The 20,957-nt window shown below is 72.7% G+C and carries 18 protein-coding genes; 6 read left to right on the top strand and 12 right to left on the bottom strand.

Annotation, left to right across the window (positions count from 1 at the left end):
- The first annotated feature begins 54 nt into the window (after positions 1-54).
- The 5 genes from ACGGZK_RS05820 (at position 55) to ACGGZK_RS05800 (ending at position 4,633) form a co-directional block, all read left to right on the top strand.
- Positions 55-531 (top strand): DUF3817 domain-containing protein, encoded by a 477-nt coding sequence (locus tag ACGGZK_RS05820; protein WP_395245322.1) that lies wholly within the window; start codon positions 55-57, stop codon positions 529-531.
- A 163-nt stretch (positions 532-694) separates the two neighbouring features.
- Positions 695-3,004, top strand: a complete 2,310-nt coding sequence (gene purL / locus ACGGZK_RS05815; protein ID WP_395246041.1) for a phosphoribosylformylglycinamidine synthase subunit PurL — start codon at positions 695-697, stop codon at positions 3,002-3,004.
- Between the two features lie 88 nt (positions 3,005-3,092).
- Entirely contained in the window at positions 3,093-3,335 is a 243-nt protein-coding gene (locus ACGGZK_RS05810) for a hypothetical protein (protein WP_395245321.1), read from the top strand.
- Between the two features lie 287 nt (positions 3,336-3,622).
- Entirely contained in the window at positions 3,623-4,120 is a 498-nt protein-coding gene (locus ACGGZK_RS05805) for an NUDIX domain-containing protein (protein WP_395245320.1), read from the top strand.
- 117 nt (positions 4,121-4,237) lie between these two features.
- Positions 4,238-4,633: a three-helix bundle dimerization domain-containing protein gene (locus tag ACGGZK_RS05800; RefSeq protein WP_395245319.1), complete on the top strand. Its 396-nt coding sequence runs from the start codon at positions 4,238-4,240 to the stop codon at positions 4,631-4,633.
- A gap of 35 nt (positions 4,634-4,668) precedes the next feature.
- On the opposite strand, the gene ACGGZK_RS05795 is transcribed toward ACGGZK_RS05800, so the two are convergent.
- The 10 genes from ACGGZK_RS05795 to ACGGZK_RS05750 all read right to left on the bottom strand — a co-directional run bounded on the left by ACGGZK_RS05795 (position 4,669) and on the right by ACGGZK_RS05750 (position 16,755).
- Positions 4,669-5,682, bottom strand: coding sequence for a LacI family DNA-binding transcriptional regulator (locus ACGGZK_RS05795; protein WP_395245318.1), 1,014 nt, complete (start codon positions 5,680-5,682; stop codon positions 4,669-4,671).
- 82 nt (positions 5,683-5,764) lie between these two features.
- On the bottom strand, positions 5,765-6,703 hold the full coding sequence (locus tag ACGGZK_RS05790; protein ID WP_395245317.1) for a sugar ABC transporter permease: 939 nt from the start codon (positions 6,701-6,703) through the stop codon (positions 5,765-5,767).
- A complete protein-coding gene (locus ACGGZK_RS05785; RefSeq protein ID WP_395245316.1) occupies positions 6,703-8,328 on the bottom strand; it encodes an ABC transporter permease subunit in 1,626 nt (541 codons plus the stop codon). The genes ACGGZK_RS05790 and ACGGZK_RS05785 overlap by 1 nt, the downstream gene beginning before the upstream one ends.
- A 143-nt stretch (positions 8,329-8,471) precedes the next feature.
- The gene (locus ACGGZK_RS05780) at positions 8,472-9,719 is read right to left on the bottom strand and encodes an extracellular solute-binding protein (protein WP_395245315.1); all 1,248 of its coding nucleotides are present in this window, start codon (positions 9,717-9,719) and stop codon (positions 8,472-8,474) included.
- Positions 9,720-9,845: 126 nt separating this feature from the next.
- Positions 9,846-10,679, bottom strand: a complete 834-nt coding sequence (locus ACGGZK_RS05775) for an aminoglycoside N(3)-acetyltransferase (protein ID WP_395245314.1) — start codon at positions 10,677-10,679, stop codon at positions 9,846-9,848.
- Positions 10,676-11,563 carry a hypothetical protein gene (locus ACGGZK_RS05770; protein ID WP_395245313.1) on the bottom strand — a complete coding sequence of 296 codons (888 nt, stop codon included), beginning with the start codon at positions 11,561-11,563 and terminating at the stop codon, positions 10,676-10,678. Before ACGGZK_RS05770 ends, ACGGZK_RS05775 begins: the two co-directional genes overlap by 4 nt.
- On the bottom strand, positions 11,556-13,541 hold the full coding sequence (locus ACGGZK_RS05765; RefSeq protein WP_395245312.1) for a glycoside hydrolase family 13 protein: 1,986 nt from the start codon (positions 13,539-13,541) through the stop codon (positions 11,556-11,558). The genes ACGGZK_RS05770 and ACGGZK_RS05765 overlap by 8 nt, the downstream gene beginning before the upstream one ends.
- A 151-nt stretch (positions 13,542-13,692) precedes the next feature.
- The gene (locus tag ACGGZK_RS05760) at positions 13,693-14,220 is read right to left on the bottom strand and encodes a hypothetical protein (protein ID WP_395245311.1); all 528 of its coding nucleotides are present in this window, start codon (positions 14,218-14,220) and stop codon (positions 13,693-13,695) included.
- Positions 14,221-14,291: 71 nt separating this feature from the next.
- Positions 14,292-15,317: an alcohol dehydrogenase AdhP gene (gene adhP, locus ACGGZK_RS05755; protein WP_395245310.1), complete on the bottom strand. Its 1,026-nt coding sequence runs from the start codon at positions 15,315-15,317 to the stop codon at positions 14,292-14,294.
- Between the two features lie 208 nt (positions 15,318-15,525).
- Positions 15,526-16,755: a beta-ketoacyl-[acyl-carrier-protein] synthase family protein gene (locus ACGGZK_RS05750; RefSeq protein WP_395245309.1), complete on the bottom strand. Its 1,230-nt coding sequence runs from the start codon at positions 16,753-16,755 to the stop codon at positions 15,526-15,528.
- A gap of 64 nt (positions 16,756-16,819) precedes the next feature.
- Between ACGGZK_RS05750 and ACGGZK_RS05745 the strand changes: the two genes are divergently transcribed.
- Positions 16,820-17,488 carry a TetR/AcrR family transcriptional regulator C-terminal domain-containing protein gene (locus ACGGZK_RS05745; RefSeq protein ID WP_395245308.1) on the top strand — a complete coding sequence of 223 codons (669 nt, stop codon included), beginning with the start codon at positions 16,820-16,822 and terminating at the stop codon, positions 17,486-17,488.
- Here the strand turns inward: ACGGZK_RS05745 and manA are convergent.
- Positions 17,478-18,695: a mannose-6-phosphate isomerase, class I gene (manA, locus tag ACGGZK_RS05740; RefSeq protein WP_395245307.1), complete on the bottom strand. Its 1,218-nt coding sequence runs from the start codon at positions 18,693-18,695 to the stop codon at positions 17,478-17,480. The two genes, ACGGZK_RS05745 and manA, sit on opposite strands and share 11 nt — an antisense overlap.
- A 113-nt stretch (positions 18,696-18,808) precedes the next feature.
- Entirely contained in the window at positions 18,809-20,872 is a 2,064-nt protein-coding gene (locus tag ACGGZK_RS05735) for a cellulase family glycosylhydrolase (RefSeq protein ID WP_395245306.1), read from the bottom strand.
- Between the last annotated feature and the right edge of the window lie 85 nt (positions 20,873-20,957).

Below are 20,957 nucleotides of genomic sequence, written 5' to 3'. Positions count from 1 at the left end.
GGGTCGACGCCGGAACTGGGCGGCCTCCCAGCCCCGCTCGGGCAGGATGAGCGGGTGACCTCTCCGTTCCGGACGCCGTACGCCCTGTTCCGCACCGTCGCGTTCGCGGAGGCGATCACCTGGACGCTGCTCCTCCTCGGCATGATCGGCAAGTACGCGGCCGGGCTCGACTGGGCCGTCACCGTGGCGGGGTCCATCCACGGCTTCGTGTTCCTCTCCTACGCCGTGACGGTCGTGCTCGTCGGCGTGAACCAGCGCTGGTCGCTCGGCACCGTCGCGCTCGGCGTGCTCACCGCCGTCGTGCCGTACGCGACCGTGCCGTTCGAGGTCGTCATGCACCGCCGCGGGCGCCTCGAGGGCGAGTGGCGGCGCGAGGCATCCGACCACCCGGCCGACGGGAACGTCGTGAACCGGCTCCTGCGCTGGTTCCTCGCCCGCCCGGTGCTGCTCACGGTCATCGCCGCCGTCGGCGTCATCGCCGTGTTCTCGGCGCTCCTCGTCGTCGGCCCGCCCGGCGGCAAGGAGGCCTGAGCGAGGCCGGCCGGGCCCGCGGCGGCCGCGGCCCGCTCACCTGAGCACGGCGGGTAGACTCGACGGGTCAGGCATCCGCCCCGCGGCACCCGTGCGCCGCCACTTCTTGGAGCTCGCCCTCGTGACCACCGAAAACCCCGCCACGACCGCTGCGCCCGCGACGATCGCCGCCCCGACGACGCCCGTGCTCGACACCGTCGAGGTCGCCGCCGCCACGCCCGAGAAGGAGCAGCCGTACGCCGTGCTGGGCCTCAAGCCCGACGAGTACGAGCGCATCCGCAACATCCTCGGCCGCCGCCCCACGAGCGCCGAGCTCGCGATGTACTCGGTCATGTGGAGCGAGCACTGCTCCTACAAGTCGTCCAAGGTGTACCTCCGCCAGTTCGGCAAGAAGGTCACGCCCGACATGAAGAAGAACCTCATGGTCGGCATGGGCGAGAACGCCGGCGTGCTCGACATCGGCGAGGGCTGGGCGGTCACCTTCAAGATCGAGTCGCACAACCACCCGAGCTACATCGAGCCGTTCCAGGGCGCCGCGACCGGCGTCGGCGGCATCGTGCGCGACATCATCTCGATGGGCGCGCGCCCGGTCGCCGTCATGGACGCGCTGCGCTTCGGCGCCATCGACCACCCCGACACGGCCCGCGTCGTGCACGGCGTCGTGGCCGGCATCAGCTTCTACGGCAACTGCCTCGGCCTGCCGAACATCGGCGGCGAGACCTGGTTCGACCCGGTGTACCAGGCGAACCCGCTCGTCAACGCCCTCGCGGTCGGCGTGCTCCGCCACGAAGACCTGCACCTCGCGAACGCCAAGGGCCAGGGCAACAAGGTCGTGCTCTTCGGCGCCCGCACCGGCGGCGACGGCATCGGCGGCGCGTCGATCCTCGCCTCCGACACGTTCGCCGAGGGCGGCCCGACCAAGCGCCCCGCGGTGCAGGTCGGCGACCCGTTCGCCGAGAAGGTGCTCATCGAGTGCTGCCTCGAGCTCTTCCAGCACGACCTCGTCGAGGGCATCCAAGACCTGGGTGCGGCCGGCATCTCGTGCGCGACGTCGGAGCTCGCCTCCAACGGCGACGGCGGCATGGCGATCGTGCTCGACGACGTGCTGCTGCGCGACCCCTCGCTCACGCCGGAGGAGATCCTCATGAGCGAGAGCCAGGAGCGCATGATGGCGATCGTGAAGCCCGAGAAGCTCGAGGGCTTCCTCGAGGTCGTGAAGAAGTGGGACGTCGAGACCAGCGTGCTCGGCGAGGTCACCGACACCGGCCGCCTCTCGATCACGTGGCGCGGGCAGGAGATCGTGAACGTCGACCCGCGCACCGTCGCCGTCGACGGCCCGGTCTACGAGCGCCCCGTCGCCTACCCGACGTGGATCGACGCCCTCCAGGAGGACACCGCCGCGAAGCTCGACCGCCCGGCCACGCCCGACGAGATCCGCGCGCAGTTCCTGCAGCTCGTCGGCTCGGCGAACCAGGCCGACGCGGCCTGGGTCACGAACCAGTACGACAAGTACGTGCTCGGCAACACCGCCCTGTCGTACCCCGACGACGCGGGCATGATCCGCGTCGACGAGGCATCCGGCCTGGGCGTCGCCGTCGCGACCGATGCGAACGGCCGCTACTCCTACCTCGACCCGCGCGAGGGCGCGAAGCTCGCCCTCGCCGAGGCGTACCGCAACGTCGCCGTCTCCGGCGCCGTGCCCGTCGGCGTCTCCGACTGCCTGAACTTCGGCTCCCCCGAGAACCCCGAGGTCATGTGGCAGTTCTCCGAGACCGTCGAGGGCCTCAGCGACGGATGCCTCGAGCTGGGCATCCCCGTCACGGGCGGCAACGTCTCCTTCTACAACCAGACCGGCGACGTGCCGATCCACCCGACGCCCGTGATCGCCGTGCTCGGCGTGATCGACGACGTCGCCCGGCGCGTGCCGAGCGGCTGGCAGGACGACGGCCACAACATCTACCTCCTCGGCGACACCCGGGCCGAGCTCGACGGCTCCGCCTGGGCGGGCGTGGTGCACGGCCACCTCGGCGGCCGGCCGCCGGCCGTCGACCTGGGCCGCGAGCAGGTGCTCGCGGAGCTGCTGCACTCGGCCGCGGTCGAGGGCCTGATCGACTCGGCGCACGACCTCAGCGACGGCGGCCTCGCGATCGCCCTCGCCGAGGCGGTGTCGCGCTTCGGCGTCGGCGCCCGCGTGTTCCTCGGCGAGGTGACCGGCGACGCCGGCATCGACGTCTCGACCGCGCTGTTCAGCGAGTCGACCGGCCGCGTCATCGTGACCGTGCCGCGGGAGGACGACGTGAAGTTCCGCGGGCTCTGCGAGGGCCGGGGCTACGCGGTGCGCCGCATCGGCGTGACGGATGCCTCGTCGAACGCGCTCGAGGTGCAGGACGTGTTCACCGTCTCGGTCGACGAGCTGCGCGGCCTCAACCGCGCTCCCCTCGCCGACGCGTTCGGGCCGATCGTCGGGTACTGACCCGCCGCATGACGGATGACCGTGGGCGGCCGGCGCACTCCCAGTGCGCGGCCGCCCACGGCCGTTTCTGCACATGGGAGTCCTGACGATGGAGTTCGCGCTCGCCGCACTCGTCGCGCTGTTCGTGCTCGCGATGATCGTCGGCATGACGGTGCGCGCCGTGCGGGCCGAGCCCGGTCGGCGGATGCGGGCGGCGTTCGGCCCGCTCATGGGCTCACTCGAGATCCACCAGGAGTTGCATACCGGGCAGAAGGGGCTGCAGCACTCGATCCTCGAGTCGATCCAGGTCAGCGAGGAGCGCCCCTCGCGCACCGATGCCGATCCCTCCTGACTCCTGGCTTCTGGCTTCTGGCTCCGGCATCCGGTATCCGGCCGCGGGCGATGCATTCCCGGTTCGCGTACGCCCATTGCCCCTCAACGCTGAGGGGCAATCGGCATACCCCAACCGACGAACGACGACGGCAGCGCACCTCTGACCTGGTGGTCGAGGAGGTCGCGCAGCGACCGTCTCGAGACCCCGCTCCCGGCGGTCGATGAGGTCGCGCCAGAACCCCCGCCCCGGTGGTCGAGGAGGTCGCGCAGCGACCGTCTCGAGACCGCCCTGCGAGACTGTCCTGCATGGACGAGGAACCGCGCCAGTCGTACTCCGACGCGTACGCCGCCCGTCACGGCGGGTTCGCGCTCATCCCGGCCGCCCACGTGTTCCTCACGTCGGGCGACCGGGTGCTGCTGCAGCGGCGGTGCGGCACCGACTACTACGACGGCTGGTGGGCGGCGTCGGCCGCCGGCCACGTCGAGCCGGGTGAGTCGGCGTACGACGCCGCCGTTCGCGAGACCGCCGAGGAGCTCGGGGTCGCCGTGGGGCGGCTCCGCCCGCTGACGACGGTGCACCGGCGCGGGCCCGGCCCGGTCGACCGCGCGCCCGAGCAACGGGTCGACTTCTACTTCCAGGCCGTCGACTGGGAGGGCGAGCCGCGACCGTCCGACGGCACCGCCGACGCGCTCGAGTGGTTCGACCTACGCGAGCTGCCCGAGCACACGGTGCACCACGAACGGCACGTGCTCGAGCTCCTCGAGGCCGGCAGCCTGCCGGTCATCACCGACTTCGGGTTCTGAGCGACGCGGGCCGGGGGCCGGCACCGGCGCGGGGCGGGGCATCCGTCACCGTCCGTTCACCCGCACGTCGCCGAGCGGGGCTGGCGCGCGCCGCACGCGGCGGCGGACACTGGGCGGATGAGCACCGATCCGATCGACCGGGACCAGCAGGCAGGCGAGGACGAGCTCGTGGAGCAGGTCGTCGACCGGGTCGCCGAACGCTTCCCCGGGGCCTCGCGCGACGAGGTCGAGCACGTCGTCGACGAGGAGCGGCACCGGCTCGACGGCAACCCGATCCGCGACTTCGTGCCGGTGCTCGTCGAGCACGAGGCACGCGACCGGCTCCGCGAGGAGGGCTACGAGCCCGCGGAGCGGGCGGCGACGGCGGACGCCGCCGAGGGGCCGGCAGCGGGCGGGCACGAAGCATCCCCCGGCCCGCAGCGCGACGCGACGGGCGAGCTGCGCGCCGGAACCGAGTCCGACCGGATCCAGGCGCCGCTCGGCATCGTCGGCGCCGAGGGCGCGGTCGACTGAGCCGCACCCCGGCCGGGCGCGGGACGCGACCGCGGTCAGCCGGCCGTGGGCGCCGGCCCGGTCGACTCGCGCACGACGAGCTCGGGCTGGAAGAGGTACTCGGTGCGCGACGCGTGCACGTCGTTCATCTCGCCCACGAACGCGTCGGCGATCGCGATGCCCATCGTGTTGACGGGCTGGCGGATCGTCGTGAGCGGCGGCCAGGAGTGCCGGGCGAGCGTCGAGTCGTCGAAGCCGACGACCGACAGGTCCTCGGGCACGCGGATGCCCTGGCGACGCGCCTCGGCGAGCACGCCCACGGCGATGAGGTCGCTCGCGCACACGATGGCGGTGCACCCCTCCGCGAGCAGCGCCCGAGCGGCCGACAGTCCGCCGTCGTCGGAGGCGAGGGTGTGCTCGATCAGCACCGGGGCATCCGTGCCGACCAGCTCGGCGATCGCGTCGCGGAAGCCGGCCGCCTTGCGCTGCGCGGGCACGAACGCCTCGGGCCCGTCGGCCAGTCCGATGCGGCGGTGTCCGAGCGAGACGAGGTGCCGCACCGCGAGCGCCATCGCGCCGAGGTCGTCGATCGCGAAGAACGGGGCGTCGACGCCGGTGCGGGTGCCGTTCACGAACCCGACCTTGAGCCCCATCTCGCGGAGCTGCCGGTACCGGGTCACCGGGAAGGTGCTGTCGGCGTGCCGGCCCGACACGAAGACGATGCCGTTCGCACCGGCCTCGACGAACATCTCGATGTACTCGTCCTCGTGGACGCCGCCGTCGCTCTGCGTGCCGATGAGCGGGGTGAAGCCGCGGCGGGCGAAGTTCGGGCCGAGGGCCTGTGCGAACGCCGGGTAGATCGGGTTGCCGAGCTCGGGCAGGATGATGCCGACCGGGCGGCCGGTGCGGCGGCGCAGGCGAGCCGGGCGCTCGTAGCCGAGCAGGTCGAGCGCGGTCAGCACGGCCTGGCGCTTGTCGGTCGCGACGCCCGGCTTGTCGTTGAGCACGCGGCTCACGGTCGCCTCGCTGACCCCCGCGTGCGCCGCGATGTCGGCCAGCCTCGCACTCATGCGCGCAAGGCTAGCATCGCGGGCGGCCGCGGCCCCGCCGCTCGCCGCGGCCGGCGGCGGGGCGGTCGGCGGGGCCGCCCGGCTACTTGACCGCACCCGCGGTGAGGCCGCCGACGATGTACTTCTGCAGCAGGAAGAACAGCACGACCACCGGCAGCGCCGCGAGCACCGCGCCGGCCGCGAACACCGGCCAGTTCGACGACGTCTCCTGCGACACGAACTGGAACAGGCCGACGGCGAGCGTCTGCTTCGCCGGGTCGGTGAGGATCACGCTCGCGACCACGAACTCGCTCACCGTGCCGATGAAGGAGATGAGCCCGACCACCGCCAGGATCGGGGCGGCGAGCCGAAGGATGATCGTGAAGAAGATGCGGGCGTGGCTCGCGCCGTCGAGCTTCGCCGCCTCGTCGATCGAGGACGGCACCGTGTTGAAGAACCCGTACATGAGGTAGGTGTTCACGCCCAGCGCCCCGCCCAGGTACACGAGGATCAGGCCGAGCTGCGTGTCGAGCCCGATCGCGGGGAAGATGTCGCCGATCGCGGTCATGAGCAGGAAGATCGCGACGACTGCGAGCAACTGCGGGAACATCTGCACGAGCAGGATCGTGATGAGTCCGAGCCGGCGACCCGAGAACCGCATCCGCGAGAACGCGTACGCCGCGAGCGCGCCGAGCAGCACGGTGCCGAACGACGAGACGATGCCGATCACGAGGGTGTTCACGAACCACGCGGCGTAGGGCTGGGCGGGGCTCGTGAACAGCTCGACGTAGTTGCCGAGGTCGAACGACGCGAACAGGGAGTTCGATCCGACGAGGCTGCCGTTCGGGTTGAACGAGGCCGACACGATGTACAGGATCGGGAACACCGCGATGACGCTCGCGACGACGGCGACGACGTACTTGCCGGTGAGTTCGAGGGTCGTGCGGCGCCGGGCCGACGGACCGCGCCCGGCCGGGGCATCCGTTCGCTCCCGACGCGGGTTCACGGCCGGGGAGTGGGAGGTGCGGGTGTCGGCAACCATCAGTGCAGGTCCTCCAGGGCCTTGGTGCGTCGGAAGCTGATCAGCGAGATCGTCGCGACGAGGATGAAGATGATGATCGAGAAGGCGCTGGCGAGGCCGTAGTCGCGCCCGCTGGTCTCGCCGAAGGCGACCTTGTAGACGAGGGTGATCAGGATGTCGGTGGCGCCGACGTTCATCTCGGTCGAGATGTCCTGCGGGCCGCCCTCGGTGAGCAGGTAGATCACGTTGAAGTTGTTGAAGTTGTACGCGAACGTGGCGATGAGCAGCGGCGCCATCGTGACCATCAGCAGCGGCAGCTTCACCCGGCGGAACACCGTCCAGGCGCCGGCGCCGTCGACGCGGGCCGCCTCGATGTACTCCTCGGGGATCGCCTGGAGGGCGCCCGTCGCGACGAGGAAGAGGTAGGGGTAGGTGAGCCACAGGTTCACCCAGAGCACGCTGACCTTCGCGAGGAACGGGTCGGTGAGCCAGGGGATCTCGGCGCCGCCGAGGAGCACCTGGTTGATGAAGCCGAACTGCGGATTGAGCAGGCCGCTCCAGATGAGGGCCGACAGGAACGCCGGGAAGGCGTACGGCAGGATGATCAGCACCCGGAAGGTGCGGCGGAACCGCAGCCTTCGATCGTCGAGCATGATGGCGAGGAACACGCCGAGGGCGAAGGTCGCGGCGACCGTGACGCCGGCGAACACGAATGTCCAGATGATGACGCCGACGAGCGGCCCTCGGATCGACTCGTCGGTGAAGGCGCGCACGAAGTTCTCGAAGCCGACCTCGATCTTCCAGCCCGGCATCAGCTCGTCGCCGTCGGCCGAGGTGAACGCGCCGTTGCCGGTGTCGGCGTAGACGGTTCCCGTCTCGAGGTCGACGAACGAGTCGGTCGCCTCGTCGTACCGCATCGTCGCGGCGTACGCGAACGCGGTGGCGCCGTCCTGGGTGCGCAGCGCGCCGTCGTCGAGGTCGTCGGTGAGCGGCACGCTCATCGCGGCGATCTGCTTCTGGTCGGCGATCATCTGCGTGAAGTCGAGCGTCGTGTAGCCGTCGAGGGCGACGGCCCTGCCGCCTTCGAACTCGGCGCCGTCGGCCGGCTCGAGCGGTCGGAGCTCGTTGCCGATGAGCGCCTGGCCCTCATCGTCGGTGACGAGGAAGGAGAGCTCGCCGAGCCGCTCGACGACGACCATGTCGTAGCCGGGCGAGTCGGGCACCCGGGTGAGCGACTTGCTGATGAGCACCGCGATCGCGTCGTCCTTGTCGCCGACGTGGCCGTCGCCGTAGTTCGTGAACGCGATGTAGCCGCTGTACACGATGACGTAGAGCTGGAAGATCACGAGGAAGACGGTGGCGGGGGCGAGGTACTTCGCAGGGAGGAGGCCGCGTCGCAGGTAGATCCAGTTGATGACGGCGGCGCCGAGGAGCGCGGCGCTCGCGGTGACCCAGTCGCCGTGCATCACGAGCACGATCACGGCGTACAGCACCAGGGCGTCGAGCAGGCCGAGGGAGACGACCTTGATCAGGATCGCACCGACCGACGGCGCGCTCGAGAACCGGAGCGGGCCGCGGCCGCGGGGCGGTCGGGCCGGGGGCGGTGCCGCGTCGCCGGCGGTCGGGCTGGGGGCGGTGGTGGTCATGCGAGGCTCCGGTGAGGGCGAGGGCGGGTCGTGCGGGAGGCGGTCGGCAGGGATGCTTCGGGGCGAGGATGCCCCGGGCGAGGATGCCCCGGCCGGGGTTCCGGGCCGGGGCGCGAAGGGCGCGCACCCCGGCCCGGGGTCGGTCAGCCGGCGATGTCGGCCTGGATCTTGGCGGCCATCGCCTGCCAGGCCTCGGTCGGGTCACCGGCGGTGTTGTTCACCAGCGCCGCCTCGGTGGCGCCCCAGTAGTTCCACACGGCGCCCATCTCGGGGATGCTCGGCATCGGCACGCCCGTGATGCCGACCTCGCCGAACGCGCCGACGTCGGGGTTCTCGGCGGAGGCGATCTCGAACGCCGAGGTCAGTGCCGGCGGGCGGCCACCCGCCTCGTACAGCGCGAGCTGCACCTCCTCGGTGCCGAGGTAGTTCACGACGAACTCGTTCGCGGCGAGGGGGTTCGCGCTCTTCGCGCTCACGAAGAAGCCCTGGACGCCGACGAACGGGGTCGGCGCCTCGGGGCCCGCCGGCGGGATCGGCTCGATCGCGTAGTCGATGCCGGCCTCCTGGAAGGCGGGCAGGTTCCACGGGCCCGACAGCATGTACGGCGACTTGCCGGCGGCGAATTCGTCGCGGGCGATGTCGCCCGTGATGTTCGTGTTCAGCACGCCCTCGGCGCCCCACTCCACGAGCTTGGCGGCGAACTCGTTGCCGCCCTCGCTGCCGATGAGCAGCTCGTCGGGGTTGTAGCTGCCGTCGGGGTTGGTGCCGAACAGCGGGGCGCCGTACGAGGTCTGCAGCGGGTAGAGGTGGTACGGGTCGGACTCCGGCCCCGACGGCACGATCACGGGGTACTGCGCGCGGCCCTCGGCGACGACGGCCTGGCCGGCCGCGATCACCTCGTCCCACGTGGCGGGGGTCGAGTCGGCGAGCGCCGTGTTCCGCACGAGCGCGATGTTCTCGATCGAGACGGGCAGGCCGTAGGTGGTGCCCTCGTAGCTCATGGCGCGGATGGCGACCTCGGAGTAGTCGGCCGCGGCGTCGCCGAGCTCGAGCGGCGCGACGACGCCGTTCTGCACGAACAGGCCGAGCCAGTCGTGGCCGCCGATGATGACGTCGGGCCCCTTGCCGGTCGGCACCTGCTTGACGAAGTCCTCCTTCATCACGTCGCCGTATTCCTTCTGCACGAGCTTCACGTGGATGCCCTTGTCGGCCTCGAACTGCGCGGCGATGTCCTTGAGCTCGTCGGAGCGGTTCGAGTCGACCCAGACCGTGAGCGTGCCGGCGGATTCGTCGGTGCTGTCCGACCCGCCGTTCGCGCACCCGGTCAGCGCGGTCGCGAGGACCAGGCCGCCGGCGACGATCGCCGTCGCTGCTGTGCGGTTCACCTTCATTGGTGCTGCCTTTCTACGTGATTGTCAGGCCGCTGCGTCGCAAGCGCTTCCAGTCTGGACCGGATCACGCGCGCCTCGCTGCGGTGAAAGCATCGTCGCAGAGTCTTGCGCGATTTGCAATCGCTTTCAACAATTGAATGGACGCGTCATCCGTGTGCCCGCGAAGTCGACGAGCGCCCGCATCGACATCGCCCGGCATGCGGCCGACCCGATCCGCGTGGAGCGCACCGCACCGGATGCCTCGAACGCGCCGCCGATCGCGGCGAAGTCGTCGTCCTCGACGACCGGTTCGTCCCACGTGGCCCACCGCCGCTCCCCGGCGTCGACGACCGGAGCGCCGTTCCGCACCCGCGCACGCCCGGAGGCTCCCGCCGACCGCCCCTCCGCGAGGTGCAGGCTCGTGCAGCGGTCGAAGCCGACCCCGAGCAGCACGATCCGGGCATCGGCGTCGTAGAGCCGCGCGAGCGGGGACGTCTCGCCGAAGGGGTCGTCGGGGTCGTGCCGCCGCATCAGGCCGCTCGCCTCGACGCCCGCGGCCGCGAAGGACCGGTGCGGATGCGGGCTCCGCACGGCCCCGGGCTCGGTGCGGAACAGCTCGGCGATCGCCCCCATCGACCGGCTCGGCGTGCGCACCGGATCATAGGGCGGCAGCGAGGCGCGCACGCGGGCCCTCGCCCCGGCGTCGAGCGCCGGGTCGTCGAGGAAGTCGGGGTCGCAGAGCTGCCAGCTCTGCGACGGCATCGCCACCGTGCCGAACACCCCGACCGCCCTGCGCAGCGCGGCGATCACCGCCTGTTCGCCGCCCGACACGAAGCCGAACGACGACAGGGACGCGTGCACCAGGAGGACGTCGCCGGGAACGACGCCGAGGCGCTCGAGGCCGTCGACGAGGTCGGCCTCAGTGACGACCGGGATTCCAGCGGATGCCTCGCGCGATTCGGGTACTGCAAGCTCTTTCATCCGGCGGTCCGCGTGGAGCGATCGGATGCGGATGCAAGCGCGTCCACACGGGTCGGGCCGACCACGGGGTCGCCCCCGGGTGGGCCCACTGCGTCGCCCTCCGCATCCGCCTCTGCCAGGATCGCGATCGCCGCTTCCGCCGCCGCCGCCGGGAAGTCCGGCCACCCGGGCTCGAGCGTCTCCCGTACGAGCCGGGCGACCTCGAGCGCCGCCAGCTCCACCGGCCCGTCGAGGGCACGGTCGAGCCTGGCGGCGAACGCCGGATGGTCCGCGTCGAACCGCCGAGCGGGATCGAGCGGGTCGCGGCTTCCGCCGCCCGGCGGGTCGAGCCTCGCTCGCGCCGCGTGCAGCAGGTGCGTGACCGCGTAGCCGCGCACGAACTGCCCGGCGACGATCCGCTCGCCGCGACGCGCCCGGCCGAAGCCGACGAGGAGCTTCACGAACGCCAGCCCCGCCTCGTTCACGGCGTCGACCGACGCCGGCGCCGCCGCCGAGCGGGCGTGCGCCTCGGCGACGAACTCGCGCACGCCGGCGTCGCCGAACGCGACCTCGTGTGCGTCGACGCCCGCGCCGGCGAGCTCGTCGAGCGTCGACAGGGCGAACTCCACCAGGTGACCGTCGTCGTAGAGCACCGAGAAGCCGATCCTGCCCTCGCGGGCGACGAGCACGATCCGCTCGGCGTCGGGCAGCCAGCCGAGGCGGGCCCGCGCCGCCGCGCCGCAGCCCTCGCGCACGATGGCGAAGACGTCGTGGTCCGACCAGCGATCGCGGCGGTCGGCCGCGGCGGTCGAGCCGAGGAGCACGAGCCCCTGCGCGTCCGGGTCCGCGCCGAACGCGGTCACCAGCCGATCGGTGAAGGCGTCGTAGCCGGCGAGGTCACGCATCGGCCGGTTCCAGCACCGGTGCGGGCGCCGGCGTCACCGACGGGCGTCCGCCGCCGTCCGACGCCGCCGCGCTGCGCGTGGCATCCGCTCGGCCCGTGGCATCCGCCCGGCTCGAGGCATCCGCCCGCCGCACCGGCAGCGACCACATCGCGAACGCGGGCCCGCTCGCGGTGACCGCGAACCCGTCGCCGCCCATCTCGAGCGCGGCATCGCCGAAGCCGACGCCGGCCGCGCCCGCCCGCTCGACGCCGCGCACCGCGCCGAACGGCAGCCGCACCTCCGTCGCCGCCCGGGTCGCGAAGACGAGCACCGACTCGTCGGCGAGTTCGCGCACGAACACGAGCGCGTCGTCGTCGGCGTGCAGCCAGCGCAGGCCGCCCCGCTGCACGGCCGCCGAGTCGCGACGGAACCGCGCCAGCCGCCCGTACTCGTCGGCGAGGCGCGGTGCCGCGTCCCACGGCAGGGGCGTGCGCGCGTCCTCGCCGTTCACGCCGCGCAGCCCGAACTCGTCGCCCGCGAACACCACGGGCGTGCCCGGCAGCGCCATGGAGAGCCCGGCCGCCACGAGCTGCGCCCGGTCGTCGGCGCGCTCGGCGAAGCGCGGGGTGTCGTGCGTGTCGATCGCGTTCATCGCGAGCTCGCGCACCGCCCACGGGTACGGCGCGGTGAACCGGCGGTAGCTCGCCACCAGGTCCTCGGCGGTGTACGCCGGCTCCTGCGCGAACGGGATGCCGAAGTGGTGCGGCGCGCCCGGCGCGGGCCGGCGCAGCCACTGCCACACGGGGCGGGTGAAGGCCGAGTAGCTCATCGGCGCGTGCCAGCCCTCGCCGTCGAAGTCGCGCGCGGCGTCGTTCGTCGACTCCGCGTAGAGCACGCGGCCGGGTGCGACCTCGTCCATCGTGCGGCGCACGGTGCGCTGCACCTCGCGGTTGAGGTCGTCGGCGCCGAGGCGGCCGGTCATGTTCGCGACGTCGATGCGCCAGCCGTCGAGCCCGTAGGGCGGCAGCAGCCACTTGGCGACGACGCTGTCGGGCCCCTCGATGAAGCGCCGGCGGAGGTCGCGGGAGTTCCAGTCGAGCTTCGGCAGCGAGGGCACGCCGTACCAGGCGACGTACTCGGTGTGGGCGTCGTCGGTCCAGACGTAGAAGTCGGACTCGGCCGCGTCGGGGTCGCCGAGCGCCGACGCGAACCACTCGTGCCCGTCGCCGGTGTGGTTGGTGGTGAGGTCGCCGATGACGCGGATGCCCCGGGCGTGGGCGGCCTCGACGAGGCGGATGAGCGCGGCGTCGCCGCCGAGCACCGGGTCGACGCGGTCGAAGCTCGAGGCGTCGTAGCGGTGGTTGGACCGCGCGGGGAAGAACGGCGTCAGGTAGAGGAGGGTGACGCCGAGGCGCTCGAGGTGGTCGAGGCGCTCGGCGATGCCGTCGAGGTCGCCGCCGAAGAGCTGGCGCGGGGTGTCGGGCCCGCTGGAGACGACCTCGTCGCCCCAGCCCGCCGGCCGCGCCCACTCGGGGTGCTCGCGGTCGTCGGCTGCGGCGGACCGGGCGAACCGGTCGGGGAAGACCTGGTACATGACCTGCTCACCGGCCCAGGCGGGCGGCGGAGCGTAGGTCGCGACGCGGAAGTCGCGGGCGTCGACGGGCTCGAGCCGGTCGAGCCCGTCGCCGGTGAGCCAGGCCGACGTGCCGTCGGCGTGGTTCAGCAGGAACCGGTAGCCGGCGACAGGGTTCGCGATCTCGAAGGCCCCCTCCCACCACGTGGCGCCGCGGTCGCCCTCGGGGAACCAGGTCGTGGCCGCGAGCGGGTGGAACCGGGGCTCGGCGTCGGCGACCACGCGGACGGCGACCGAGACGACCGGTGCGTACTCGTCGGGCACGCGCACCCGCACGAGGTGCCGGTCGCCGAGCGCGACCCCGCGGGTGGGGGCGTAGAGCTCGGAGCCGTCGTGGTGGGGCTGGGCGTGGAGTCGCTGGGGCATGGGCGGCGTTCCTTCGTGTGGGCGCGCCGGAACCGGACGCGCGGCCGAGGTACGGCGGCGTCTCGGCCGCGCGGGATGACGCGTCCGACATTAGCAACAAGTTGCCTTGATTGAAAGAATTTTCAGCACGCCTTGCAAGAGGCGCACCGGCTCATGCGCCGCCGGGCGGATGCGCCAGCAGGTCGACGCGTTCGGCCAGGTAGCCCGCGAGGTCGGCGAGCGCGCCGGGGTCGGTCGGGCTCCAGCGCACGCGCAGCACCCCGTCGTCGCCGACGACCAGCGGGCCGGATGCCCCGTGCGCCGCCAGTTCGTCGAGGTCGACGGGCACCGCGCCGAAGTTCACGGTCTCGTCCTCGTGGTAGCCGCCGCGCACGGCCGCCGCCTTGAACGCCCGCTCGACCGCGACCGAGTTCGCCGTGACGCTCCTGCGCACCTCGCGCTGCGCGCGGACCACGCGGCCCGTCGCGAGGAGCGCGCCGTCGGTGGTGACGAGCAGCACGCCCAGCCGCCAGACCCGCCCGCGGGGAGTCATCCGCGCCGCCCGCGGCAGGCCGAGCACCCGGCGCGCGGGAACGTACTCGGCCCACGCCTCCTCGCGCGCCCCCGCCGCCCTGAGCCGTGCGACGGCGTCGGCGACGAGCGCCGCGACGCGGGCCGGGGCATCCGCTCGGTCGTCCATCCCCCGATGCTAGGCCGCGGCGGCCGCGGCGGCCGCGCGGGCCCTGCCGCGCCGCCGCCTCGCCGCGGAACTCAGTACTGCAGGACGATGCGCCCCTCGACCTTGCCCTGCTCGAGCCGCTCGAAGATGTCGTTGATGTCGTCGAGCGTCTCGACCGACGAGACCGTCGGGTGGATGAGCCCGCGCGCGTAGAAGTCGATCGCCTCGGCGAGGTCCTGCCGGGTCCCGACGATCGAGCCGCGGATGGTGATCCGGCGGAGCACCACGTCGAAGATCGACGCCGGGAACTCTCCGGGCGGAAGCCCGACGAACACGACCGTGCCGCCGCGGCGGGCCATCCCGACCGCCTGCCCGAACGCCTCGGTGTGCACCGCGGTGACGAGCACGCCGTGCGCGCCGCCGGTCTGCTCCTGGACGGCCGCGATCGGATCCTCGGTCGCCGCGTTCACGACCACCTCGGCGCCGTGCTTCTTCGCGAGGGCCAGCTTGGCGTCGTCGATGTCGACGGCGGCGACCCGCATGCCCATCGCGATCGCGTACTGCACGGCCACGTGGCCGAGGCCGCCGATGCCGGAGATGACGACCCACTGACCCGGGCGCACCTCGGTCTCCTTGAGGCCCTTGTAGACGGTGACGCCGGCGCACAGGATGGGCGCGACCTCCACCGGGTCGACCCCGTCGGGGATGCGTGCCGCGAATCGCTCGTCGACGAGCATGTACTCGCCGAAGCTGCCGTCGACGAAGTAGCCGCCGTTCTTCTGGTTCGGGCAGAGCGTCTCCCAGCCGGTACGGCAGTACTCGCAGCTGCCGCAGGCCGACCACAGCCAGGCGTTGCCGACCTTGTCGCCGACGGCCAGCTCGGTCACGCCGGGGCCGACGGCGACGACCTCGCCGTACCCCTCGTGCCCGGGGATGAGGTCGGGCTTCGGCGCGACCGGCCAGTCGCCGCGCGCGGCGTGCAGGTCGGTGTGGCAGACGCCCGACGTGATCAGCTTCACGAGGGCCTGCCCGTGCCCGGGCTCGGGGATCGGGACGTCCTGGATGACGAGCGGCGCGCCGAGCTCCGTGACCACGGCAGCGCGCATGGTGGCGCCCATCGAATGCCTCCTTCGATCGGGCCGGCCGGATGCCGGCCTTCTGCGTTCGACGCTACGCCCGTCGAGGTTGCCGACGCGTTGCGACCCGTAGGTGGTTGAGCTCGTCGAAACCACCGGTGCTGCGTGGCCTCGACAGGCTCGACCACCGAACGGGAATCCGTGGCCTCGACAGGCTCGACCACCGAACGGGTGCGGCGCGGATGCCTCGTCAGGCGTGCGCGAACACGAGCGAGACGTTCTGCCCGCCGAAGCCGAACGAGTTGCTCACGACCGCCTCCTGCTCGAGGTCGCGACGCTCGAGCGCGACGTCGAGGTCGACCTCGGGGTCGATCGTCTCGCCCGTCAGGTTGCGGGTGGGCGGCACGACGCCCTGCTCGACGGCGAGCACCGCGGTGATCGCCTCGACCGCGCCGGCCGCACCGAACAGGTGCCCGAGCGCCGCCTTCGGGGCCGTGACGGTCGTGCGCCCGAAGACCTCCCGCACGGCGCGCGCCTCGGCGACGTCGCCGACCGGGGTGCCGGTCGCGTGGGCGTTGACGTGCCCGACCTGCTCCGGCAGGAAGCCGGCCTGGGCGAGCGCCTTGCGCATGGCCGAGATCTGGCCGGCGCCGTCGGGAGCGGGTGCGGTGAGGTGGTGGGCGTCGGCGGCGATGCCGGCACCGGCGAGCACGGCGTGGATGCGGGCGCCGCGCGCCCGGGCGAGGTCGCCGCGTTCGAGCACGAGCATGCCGGCGCCCTCGCCGAGCACGAACCCGTCGCGATCGACGGAGAACGGCCGGGAGGCGCTGGCGGGGTCGCCCTCGAACCGGGAGAGGGCCCGCGCCTGCATGAAGCCGGCGACCGTGATCGGGCTGATCGCCGCCTCGGTGCCGCCGGCGATGACGATGTCGGCCTCGCCGGCGCGGATGAGCCGCGCGCCGTGGGCGATCGCCTCGGCGCCCGACGAGCACGCGGAGACCGGCGTGTACGTGCCGGCGCGCGCGCCGAACTCGATGCCGACCACCGCGGCCGCCGCGTTCGGCATGAGCAGGGGCACGGCGCGCGGGGACACCCGGCGCAGGCCGATCGCCTGCAACGACTTGTCCTCCCTGAGGAGGGTGAGCAGGCCGCCGACGCCGGTGCCGACGGCGGTCGCGAATCGCTCGGGGTCGGCCTCGGGGGAGCCCGCGTCGAGCCACGCCTCCCGGGCGGCGGCGAGCGCGGCCTGCTGCGAGCGGTCGAGGCGCTTGGCTTCGACGACGGTGAGCAGTTCGGCGGGGTCGACGTCCATGATGCCGGCGGGCGTCGCGGGTACGTCGGCGGCCTCGGCGTGGTCGAGCACGTCGCCGCGGATGCCCGACTCCGCCGCGAGCAGGGCGGCCCAGGTGGATGCGACGTCGCGACCGAGCGGCGTGACCGCCCCGATCCCGGTGACGACGACCTCGGTCAGCGTGTGCATGCCTGCCCCCCTGCGAGTTGTATGCGATACAACGTGCGACTTTTGTATCACATACAATCGACCCGTGGGAGAGGAACGGGGACGATCCGCCGACGCATCCGACCGTTCCGAGCGGGGCGGCCGATCCACGCGCAACCACATCCTCGTGACGACCTCGCGGCTCACGGTCGATGCACGCAGCCCCGACCCGAGCGTCGCCGACATCGCCCGCGCGGCCGGCGTCTTCCCCAACCAGATCACCTACCACTTCGGGTCGAAGCAGGCCCTGCTCGTCGATGCGGCGTTCCTGGGCCTGCTGTACGACGCCGCCCGCGTCGAGCAGGTCGGGCGTCGAGCGCCCAGCGCGGCCGTGTTCCGGCGAAACATCGCCCGAGCCATCCTGTCGATGCCCGCGCTTCCCGTCGTCGCCCGCGTGCTCGCCAGCGAGAGCGCCAAGCCCCAGGTCGGGGAGACGATCGACGGGCACATGCAACTGCTGTTCCGCCACTCGGAACGCTACGTCCGCGAGCTCGCCGCGGCCCGCGGCTGGGTGACCGAACGCTCGCTGCCCGTCGAGATCCGCACGTTCTGGAGCACTGCGATCGGCGCCGTCCTGCTCGCCCGTGCGGGCGTGAGCGGCACCCGGGCCGACATCGACCTGGCCGGCACGCTCACCATCCACGACCGCCCCGACCTCGAGATGGCGGGCACGCTGCGCGCCCCCACCCCCAGGACGCCCCCGCTCAGTTCGTAGGCGCTCCCGGCGCGGTCGCGACGAAGAGGCGCCCCGCCCCGCTGACCCGCACGCGGCCGGCGTCGGCGACGAAGACCGCCCGGCCCCGCGGGACGTCGATCGACGAGCCATCCGATGACAGGGCGAACGCACCGTCGGTGACGACCGCGATCGCCGCACCCGGCAGGTCGAGCACGGCGTCGCCGCCCACGGCGATGAGCTCGAATGGGACGCCACGACCCGAGGGGACCGCGCGCGGGCGGTAGCTCACCACACCCGGGGCGAGGTCGACCGGGACGAGCTTCGACGCCGGACCGGTGCCGAAGTCGAGCACCCGAGCCAGTTCGGCCGTGTCGACGTGCTTGGGCGTCAGGCCGCCGCGCAGCACGTTGTCGCTCGGCCCCATGAGCTCGACGCCGTCGCCGCGGAGGTAGGCGTGGATGTTCCCGGCGGGCAGCCAGAGCGACTCGCCCGCCCGCAAGGTGACGTGGTTGAGCATCAGGGCGACGAGGATGCCCGGGTCGCCGGGGTACGCCGCAGCGAGGCGGTTCGCCAGCTCGAACCGCTCGGGGTCGGCCGCCGCGGCCGCGGTCACCGAGGCGACGAGGGCGGTCACCTCGGGGTCGCCCGACAGCAGCCACTCGAGCGAGCGACGCACGCCGTCGGGCCCGGCGAGGAGCTCGCGCCACCGCAGGCGCGCAGCCTCGCCCGCCCCGGCCGTCGCGCCGGGCAGGCCGATCGGGGCGAGCGGGTCGACCGCGCCGAGCAGGTCGATCGCCGCGAGCGTCTCGGGGACGGGCCGGAAGCCGCACAGCGCCTCGAACCCGTCGGACAGGGCGACGATGAGCTCCGGCTTCGCGTTCCGATCGCGGTAGTTGCGGTCGGATGCGTCCAGCGGGACGCCGAGGGCGTCCTCCCGGTCGTACCCCGCCCGCGCCTGCTCGGGCGTCGGATGCGCCTGCAACGAGAGCGGGGAGTCGGCGCACAGCACCTTGAGGAGGAACGGCAGCCGACGCCCCGTGCCGGTCTCCCATTCGGCGAGGTCGGCCCAGTCCGACGGCTCCGCCGCGCGACTCGGCGACGACGGGTGCGATCCGAGCCAGAGCTCGGCTTCCGGGCCGCCGCTGCCGGGCAGGCCGAGGACGCGCGCGACGCCGTCGATCGTCCCCCAGGCGTACGGGCGCGGGTCGTTCTCGATCGTCGTGAACTGGGCGGTACGGGTCGGCATGCGGCTCCTCGGCTCGGTCGGGTCCGATGGGTGGAGCCGGCCGGGACGTGTGGTCCCGACCGGCAGGTGGGCGGGTGGGCGCCGGTTCGGACGATCCCGACGCCCACCCGGTCTCAGCGCAACGTCAGGCGGTCGATGGCGTACTCGCCCGCGTTGAAGAAGACGAGCACGTCGTGCACCGAGGTGAGCGCCGAGGCGTCGCACCCGAAGGCGTCGAGCTCGGCGACCACGGTCTTCGACGTCTGCTCGGGCACGTACTCCCACGGCGACTGGCACCAGGTCCAGTCGGCGCCGTTGCGCACAGCGATCGACACCGACGTGCCGGTGGCGCCCGTCGTGAGGTCGAACTCGATCGACGTCCGCGTCGACAGGTCGAGCGTCGGCGAGTCGGCGGGCGATCCGAACCAGGCGCCCTTCGAGCCGACCTGGAGCGCGAGGGCACCGTCGGTCGCACCGGTCGCGCCCGAGCCGAGCGTGCCGGGGTCGGACTGCCAGTTCGCCGGCGTCCAGCCGTCGGTGCCGCCCTCCCACGAGGCGAGCACGACCGGGTCGCCCGGAGCGGGCCGGACGGTCACGGTGAGCGCGGCCGACGTGGTGCGGATGCCGTTCGAGACGCGGTAGGGGAACGCCGCCTTGCCGACGAACCCGGCGGTGGGCTCGAAGCGCACGACGCCGTCGTGCACGATCGCCAGCCGGCCGCCGTCGACGATCCGCTCCGACTGCCGGCCCGCGGTGGACGGGTCGAGGTCGAGGGTGCGCGAGCGCAGCGGCAGCGTGATCGACACGTCGTTCGCGAGCACGTCCACCTCGACCGTCGTGTCGCGCTCGATCGTCGCCGAGTCCTCGTCGGCGAACGCGTCGAGCAGCGCCTTCGGCTGCAGCTGCAGCGTCGGCACGAGGGCCGCGTGGTTGCTGATCAGCGAGCACACCGCGCTCGGGCAGTAGACGGTGAAGCCGTCGTAATCGGCGTAGAGCGCGCCGCTGTCCTCCTCGGACGCGAGCATCCAGTACAGCGTGCCGTCGACGCCGGTGCGGCGGATCTCCGACAGCCACGTGTGGGTCGTCGGCATCCGCGTCGCCTTGTCGATCACGCCGAACTCGCCGAGGTAGACCGGCTTACCCAGCTTCCGGGCCGCTTGCGCGTGCTCGCGGATCCAGCCGGTGCCCCAGTCGACCGTCGTCTTCCAGTGGTCGGGGTAGAGGTGCATCGACATGAGGTCGATCTTCGGCAGGGCGGCGAGCGCGACCGTGTCGACGCCGTCGCCGCAGTCCTCGCCGAACCCGGGGCCGTAGCCCGAGGCGCCGTAGCGCTGGGTCAGGGTCCAGTCGGCCTCGGCCCGGCAGAAGAAGCCCTTGTCGCCGGCCGACAGCAGGTGGTTCCTGTCGATCGACTTCACGTACCGGCTCATCTCGTCGGCCCACGTGGTGATGGTCGTCGTGTCGCAGGTCCCGTCGGGGTAGACGCCGGCGCTGGTGCAGCGTGGCTCGTTCGCGAGCTCCCAGGCGAGGATCGTCGGGTCGTCCTTGTAGGCGACGCCGGTGATCGAGTTGACCCGGTTCAGCAGGGTCGACACCCAGTCGCGGTACCAGCCGCGGATCGTGGCATCCGTGTAGAAGTCGGCGTGCTCGTCGAGCCCGGCCCACCGCACGTACTGGTCCATGCCGCCGAACGCGTTCCAGTTGTTCGTGAACGGGATGACGAGGCGGATGCCGCGCTCACCCGCCTCGGCGATGGCGCGGTCGAGCCGTTGCAGGCCGTCGGCGCCGGGGTTGGCGACGGGGCGGCCCGCGTCGGCGTCCCACGCCTGGTACCAGACGCCCTCGAAGTTCTGGTGGACCGAGCCCGAACCGTCGGGGTTCTGGAAGTCCTGGAACCCCCAGGTTCGGATCACGTCGAACCCGGCCTGCGCCGCGTCGTCGAGCACCGCGTCGACCATCGCGTCGGACTTGTAGCCGAGGTAGTAGTTGTTCGTGCCGGCGAACTCGTACGGCTTGCCGCCGAGCTTCAGCTGACCGCCCTGCGCCGTGACGAACTTCGACGCGGCGGGCTTGGCTGCTGCGGGTGCGGGCGCTGCGGTGGCCGGAGCGGCCATCCCGACGCTCGCGACGGCGATCGCCGTCGCGGCGACGACGGCGGCGCCGAGGCGTCGGGCGAACCGCGCTCTCCTGCGTGTCATCGTTGACCTCCTGTGATGGGTGGGCCAGGCGGCGGCTGCCGCCCGGTTCGGCCTCGGCGCCCGATCCGAGGCCTGCGTCGTCACG

Source organism: Agromyces sp. MMS24-K17 (genome assembly GCF_043950245.1).
Classification (GTDB): Bacteria; Actinomycetota; Actinomycetes; order Actinomycetales; family Microbacteriaceae; genus Agromyces.
Note: the sequence above shows the minus strand (reverse complement) of the source record. Positions and strands in the feature narration are given on the sequence as shown.

Bases quoted from the DNA above. Each gene is read 5' to 3' on its own strand.
- ACGGZK_RS05770 (WP_395245313.1), bottom strand. From the start codon at position 11,563: ATGCGTGACCTCGCCGGCTACGACGCCTTCACCGATCGGCTGGTGACC.
- ACGGZK_RS05805 (WP_395245320.1), top strand. From the start codon at position 3,623: ATGGACGAGGAACCGCGCCAGTCGTACTCCGACGCGTACGCCGCCCGT.
- ACGGZK_RS05810 (WP_395245321.1), top strand. From the start codon at position 3,093: ATGGAGTTCGCGCTCGCCGCACTCGTCGCGCTGTTCGTGCTCGCGATG.
- manA (WP_395245307.1), bottom strand. From the start codon at position 18,695: ATGCCGACCCGTACCGCCCAGTTCACGACGATCGAGAACGACCCGCGC.
- ACGGZK_RS05785 (WP_395245316.1), bottom strand. From the start codon at position 8,328: ATGACCACCACCGCCCCCAGCCCGACCGCCGGCGACGCGGCACCGCCC.
- ACGGZK_RS05775 (WP_395245314.1), bottom strand. From the start codon at position 10,679: ATGAAAGAGCTTGCAGTACCCGAATCGCGCGAGGCATCCGCTGGAATC.
- ACGGZK_RS05735 (WP_395245306.1), bottom strand. From the start codon at position 20,872: ATGACACGCAGGAGAGCGCGGTTCGCCCGACGCCTCGGCGCCGCCGTC.
- adhP (WP_395245310.1), bottom strand. From the start codon at position 15,317: ATGGGCGCCACCATGCGCGCTGCCGTGGTCACGGAGCTCGGCGCGCCG.
- ACGGZK_RS05790 (WP_395245317.1), bottom strand. From the start codon at position 6,703: ATGGTTGCCGACACCCGCACCTCCCACTCCCCGGCCGTGAACCCGCGT.
- ACGGZK_RS05780 (WP_395245315.1), bottom strand. From the start codon at position 9,719: ATGAAGGTGAACCGCACAGCAGCGACGGCGATCGTCGCCGGCGGCCTG.
- ACGGZK_RS05750 (WP_395245309.1), bottom strand. From the start codon at position 16,755: ATGCACACGCTGACCGAGGTCGTCGTCACCGGGATCGGGGCGGTCACG.
- ACGGZK_RS05800 (WP_395245319.1), top strand. From the start codon at position 4,238: ATGAGCACCGATCCGATCGACCGGGACCAGCAGGCAGGCGAGGACGAG.
- ACGGZK_RS05760 (WP_395245311.1), bottom strand. From the start codon at position 14,220: ATGGACGACCGAGCGGATGCCCCGGCCCGCGTCGCGGCGCTCGTCGCC.
- ACGGZK_RS05765 (WP_395245312.1), bottom strand. From the start codon at position 13,541: ATGCCCCAGCGACTCCACGCCCAGCCCCACCACGACGGCTCCGAGCTC.
- ACGGZK_RS05795 (WP_395245318.1), bottom strand. From the start codon at position 5,682: ATGAGTGCGAGGCTGGCCGACATCGCGGCGCACGCGGGGGTCAGCGAG.